The sequence below is a fragment of the Coprococcus sp. ART55/1 genome (assembly GCF_000210595.1).
In the GTDB taxonomy this organism is placed as follows: Bacteria; Bacillota; Clostridia; order Lachnospirales; family Lachnospiraceae; genus Coprococcus; species Coprococcus aceti.
This window is the reverse complement of the sequence record NC_021018.1, coordinates 2,221,849-2,226,875: the sequence shown is the minus strand read 5'-3', so window position 1 is coordinate 2,226,875 and position 5,027 is coordinate 2,221,849. Positions and strand designations below refer to the sequence as shown.

General features: G+C 41.9%; 7 protein-coding genes. 3 read left to right on the top strand and 4 right to left on the bottom strand.

Features of this window, described 5'->3' with window-relative positions:
• Window positions 1-23 precede the first annotated feature (23 nt).
• Complete coding sequence (locus tag CCU_RS10040) at window positions 24-584, top strand: ATP-binding cassette domain-containing protein (RefSeq protein WP_256364699.1); 561 nt, start codon at window positions 24-26, stop codon at window positions 582-584.
• Between the two features lie 2 nt (window positions 585-586).
• Window positions 587-1,216: a hypothetical protein gene (locus CCU_RS10035; protein ID WP_015534560.1), complete on the top strand. Its 630-nt coding sequence runs from the start codon at window positions 587-589 to the stop codon at window positions 1,214-1,216.
• A gap of 19 nt (window positions 1,217-1,235) precedes the next feature.
• Here the strand turns inward: CCU_RS10035 and CCU_RS10030 are convergent, their stop codons facing one another.
• From CCU_RS10030 to CCU_RS10020, 4 genes are all read right to left on the bottom strand, one after another.
• Window positions 1,236-2,489, bottom strand: a complete 1,254-nt coding sequence (locus CCU_RS10030) for a sensor histidine kinase (protein ID WP_015534559.1) — start codon at window positions 2,487-2,489, stop codon at window positions 1,236-1,238.
• Window positions 2,490-2,575: 86 nt separating this feature from the next.
• Window positions 2,576-2,905: a winged helix-turn-helix domain-containing protein gene (locus CCU_RS14545; RefSeq protein WP_330369876.1), complete on the bottom strand. Its 330-nt coding sequence runs from the start codon at window positions 2,903-2,905 to the stop codon at window positions 2,576-2,578.
• A gap of 8 nt (window positions 2,906-2,913) precedes the next feature.
• Window positions 2,914-3,252, bottom strand: a complete 339-nt coding sequence (locus CCU_RS14540) for a response regulator (RefSeq protein ID WP_015534558.1) — start codon at window positions 3,250-3,252, stop codon at window positions 2,914-2,916.
• Between the two features lie 332 nt (window positions 3,253-3,584).
• On the bottom strand, window positions 3,585-4,124 hold the full coding sequence (locus tag CCU_RS10020; RefSeq protein ID WP_070097467.1) for a DUF4342 domain-containing protein: 540 nt from the start codon (window positions 4,122-4,124) through the stop codon (window positions 3,585-3,587).
• A 297-nt stretch (window positions 4,125-4,421) separates the two neighbouring features.
• Between CCU_RS10020 and CCU_RS10015 the strand changes: the two genes are divergently transcribed.
• Window positions 4,422-5,027, top strand: a 606-nt coding sequence (locus CCU_RS10015) for a LexA family protein (protein ID WP_243440886.1), incomplete at its 3' end; no start/stop codon positions are given.

Sequence of the window (5,027 nt, the reverse complement as noted above, 5' to 3'; positions counted from 1 at the left end):
AACGGAGCAAATAATACATTCTGTTGTATATCGGGTATCTGCCTCAGAAATTTGGTCTTTTTCCCGGAATGACCGTAAGAGAATGTATGCGTTATATTGCATTTTCCAAGGGTATTTCATCATGTAGTCTTGATGAAGACATCGAATCAGTTATAGAAAGTGTCAATTTATCAAGTTATATTGACAAAAAGGCTCATACTCTGTCTGGCGGAATGGTGAGACGTGTTGGAATCGCCCAGGCTTTTCTTGGCAATCCCCCTATAATAATATGCGATGAACCGACAGCAGGTCTTGATCCTGAGGAAAGACTCAGATTCAGGGATCTTATAAAACAAACCAATTGTGATGACAAGATAATTATTATATCCACACACATCGTAGACGATGCGGAGTTTTTGTGTGATTATATAGAAATTATCGATCAAGGCTATATAATTGCAAAAGACACTACAGACGGAATCAAAACAGCCATGACCAGGCTTTTGGCTTCCCCTTCTATTGATACCTCAGAGCCTGCATCAGCTGATCCCACTTTGGAAGATGGATACATGTATATTCTTAAGTCTTACAGGAACGGAGTGTAACTATGGTGCAAAGAATACATAACTCACTATTTATATTGCGTAAGGGAATGATACTCTGTGTAATTATAGCTGTTTTAGCTGCTATTACGGGCTTTATGATGATGAAACCCCTTGATCTGCAGGATAAAGAAAACGCACTGCAGCAGTGTTACTGCATAGCATATCCTGTGTGCGTTATGCTGCTATATACAATAACCTTTATGCCGTTTGTATATAGCCCAAGCCGGGAACTTTTTTACATAGCCCACAGAATAAAATGGGTAGAAACAATTATTCCATTTTTATACCTGTCTTTATTAATGTGTGCCATAACATCGTTGTTGTTCTTCAGGACAATTCTCTACCCAGAAAGATTTATAGCCAAAAATCTTATTATAATATATTGCTTCTGCGGTTTATATTACGGCACAGTATATACAGCGAAGAACATCACCATAGCCATCATTTTATCATTTACACTGATCATCCTGTCTCTTAGCGGAGGAAATCTCTTTAATGCTATCATACCATGGTATATTGATGTTCACTCAGTTAAGACTCTCGCCTCTTTTATGAAAGAATACATAATTTTAGGAAGTGCAGGCTGTATTCTGGGATTGTTCAGCAACCACAGATACTCAGATTACCAATAAATATATGCAACCTCTCTTTTTAAGCAATTTTAGGAAACCTCACAACAAATCTTGATCCTATATCCGCTCTGGATATTACCTGTATGGTACCTCCGTGGGCATCAACTATCCATTTAGCGATGGACAAGCCAAGACCTGAGCCTCCGGTCTCATTATTCCGGGCCTCATCCGAGCGGTAAAATCTGTCAAATATATGAGCCAGATCGCCCGGATTCATTCCGGTTCCCTCGTCCTCTATCATATAACTGACATAACCGGGCTCCTCTTTTACACCGAGTATTATGGCCGTGCCGGGTTCAGAATACTTCGCCGCGTTCTGGACAAATATCCTGACGGACTGCTTGATCATCGCCACATCGCCGAGCACACACGCCTCATTCTCAGTACCACGGAACTCATATCTGTGGCTCTCGTCTATCATCATGGACTCCTCCCACACTTCACTTACCATGCGGTTGAGATCGGTTTTCTCCATGTTCAGGTGCTGCCTTCCACTGTCGCCCCTTGCAAGGAATAACAACTGTTCCACAAGCTCCTTCATGTGCTGGGATTCATTTTTCAGCGCCTCTATGGACTCTTCCAGAACCTGTTCGTCCTCCTTACCCCATCGGTCGAGCATATTCACATATCCCTGGATCACCGCAATAGGCGTCCTGAGCTCGTGGGAAGCATCCGACACGAATCTCATCTGACGTTTCTCATTTTCCTTCATATTTCTGAGCAGATTGTTGAGCGCGATCTCTATGCTCTGGAGATCCTTGTCTCCGGTGTGTATAACCTGCTCGTCATCATCCGCAGACAGGTGTGATATGGCTTTCTCCAGATCGTCTATCTTATTGTGATCCATCGGCTCTTTGCTGAGCTTTTCCGCCGTAACTGCCAGATCGTTCAACGGCTTTAATCTCCTTCTGACATCCGCTGTCCTGAACAACGCAGCAAACAACACTATAGTCTCCATCCCCAGCAATATAATGCCCGGAAGCTCTATGATATCCCAAAGGATCTTAACGTCATATCTGTACTTCTTCTCATCTGACCCTTCTATTATATATTCATACGCTCCGCCATCTTCATTTTTCTCAACGTAATATCTCATTCCGCCCACGCCCTGTGGAAGCTGCTTTCTTCCCCACACGGCAAATGCGCTTACAATAAGAAAGGCAATGACGATATCTATAAGTATCACATTGCCCAGTTCTTTTAGCCAGAAGCTCATATTTATCCTTCTGGCTATCGATGACATTCTTTTGTTTTCGTTAGTTTTCTTTCCCATGTATTTTCTCTCTATCTGTGCGTATCCGTGCCATGCGTTGCTGGCTTGTCACATATCTATCTGCTCTATCCTGGCATCCAAAATGGTCATTCTCTGATAACATATCCGACACCTCTGACGGTGGTGATCAGCTTAACTCCAAATCTGTCATCTATCTTTGTTCTCAGATACCTCACATACACATCTATGATGTTTGTCTCTCCAAGGTAATCGTATCCGCACACTGCACTGAGCAATTTCTCCCTGTCCATCACGATGTCCTTGTTTTCCATGAGCGTCCTGAGCAGCTCAAATTCCCTGTTTGTCAGCTCAACTATCTCGCCGCACACTGTGACCTCATGTCTGTCGGTGTCCATGCACACTCCACGGATCTCTATCCTGTGTGTGTGAACCTCCGCAACTCCGCGTCTCTTCAACGCAACCCTTATCCTGGCAGCAGCTCCTCTATGGCAAATGGCTTGGTGAGATAATCGTCTGCACCGGCATCAAGACCAGATACCTTGTCCATGACCGCATCTCTCGCGGTCAGCATGATGACCGGCACATCACTCTCCTTGCGGATTCTTCGAAGCACCTCCAGACCGTTGAGTCCCGGAAGCATCACATCCAGCACCACGAGGTCGAAGCCACCGGACAGAGCTTTGTCCAACCCTGTTCTTCCATCAAATACCTTCTCCGCCTCGTATCCCTCATGCAGCAGCTCCAGCTCCACAAATCTTGCAATTTTCTCTTCATCCTCCACAATGAGAATCTTCTGTGCCATATCTTTTTCCTTTCTTTTATGACGGACGCTGATATAGTTTGGTTTTGAAGTAAGCCTGTGAAATATGCCTCGGCAAGAAGCACCAAAGCTCAGTCGCCACGGCTACCCATTGCAGAGGTATATTTCACAGACATTACATTCTCAAAGCCAAACTATATCAGCTGGTAATTAACAGAATATCGGCAAAAGATATTCCTGTTTTCATCTTTTTTATGTCTGTTTTTACTTTTAATATTTTTCTTTTTCAGTTTATACCAACTTGATATATATGTTGTTTTTATTACATATAGCTTTTTATTCTGTGTTGATATTGTTTTTATATATCTTTCTGATTACTTGTTGTTGACGTCGGACTTAAGGTTGTCAACTGAGTCTGCCATTTTGTCACATGCGCTATTAAGGTTTACGTTGATGTCGCCGATTCCTTCAAAATGGTACCTGCACTCACAGAAGAGACCTACCACAAGAAGTGGAAGCACTACCCAGAATGCAAGTATAAGTGCGATCACAAGCACCAGCACCGGAACGTTTATCATGGTCTGGCCTCTGCGTTCTACTATGAATGTGCTATCCACACTCTTCTTTAACACCTTGCCGCACCATTTGAAAAATTTGTCCATCATCTGTCCAAACGTCACTTTATTGCAGTCATTTGTATATGTCTGCTGTGCCTGCTCGAACTCTGTTGATGTCTTCTGTTCCTCGCCTGTGGTAAAGCTCTCCACCTCAGGGGCTTTCACCTTATCAAGCTTCTCAAGATAAATGATCGCATCCAGCAGATCGTAATCGCATGCCTCAAGCGCATTCTTTGCATCCTCGTAACTTACGCCTGTTTTTTCTCTTAACTTTTCTACCTTTTCCAGTTTATCCATGATCTTTGCACCCTTTCTCATTATCTTAGTTTCATCGTCTTCCGATGATCTGTCATCTTTCTTATCGTTTGCTGCTGATATCATCAACTGATGTTATTACTATACCAACCGATGATTAATCTAAAATATGAGAAAGATTAAAATCAGGTTAATTTTATAATGAATAGAAGGATATGTCAAAGTTTGTTCCCCTTTTTATCTCGCTGCTGTTTTTTACTATAAGTTAACTTATATTTATTTTATATTGTATTAAATTAGCTTTAAGTGTATAATTTGTTCAAAAGGAGGTTGATTACTATGTCCGATATAGAATTTGAAAGAAGAATGAATGACCAATTTGCAAAGAATCTTTTCTTTTTTCTTAATAAATATCAATATACTCAAGCTGCCTTTGCTAAGCAGATGAATGTCAGCACTGCAACTGTGTCAAATTGGTGTAACGGACTAAAGTCTCCCCGAATGGACAAAATTGACCACATGTGCGCTATTTTCAATTGCTCTAGGTCTGATCTTCTGGAAGAAAAAGATATCATAAGAAGCCAAAAGAAATCAGAGGCATATGCAATTCCTGTATTTGATTATATATCATGTGACAAAACATTTTGTTCAACCGAAAAGATTATTGATACAGAAGAAATACCCGAAAGTCTTGCTAAAACTGGCAAATTCTACGCTCTTAGAATAAAGGGGGATAGCATGGAACCCAAGATCAGCAGCGGCGACGTTGTAATTGTCCGACAACAGGATGATGCAGACACAGGGGACACTGTTATTGCTACAATAGCTGGTGAAGACGCCGTGTGCAAACGCCTGAGAAAATATAAAGAAGGACTGGAACTGATTTCCACCAACCCCAGCTATGCACCGCTCTATTTTGACGATGAAACCATAAAAAATAAACCT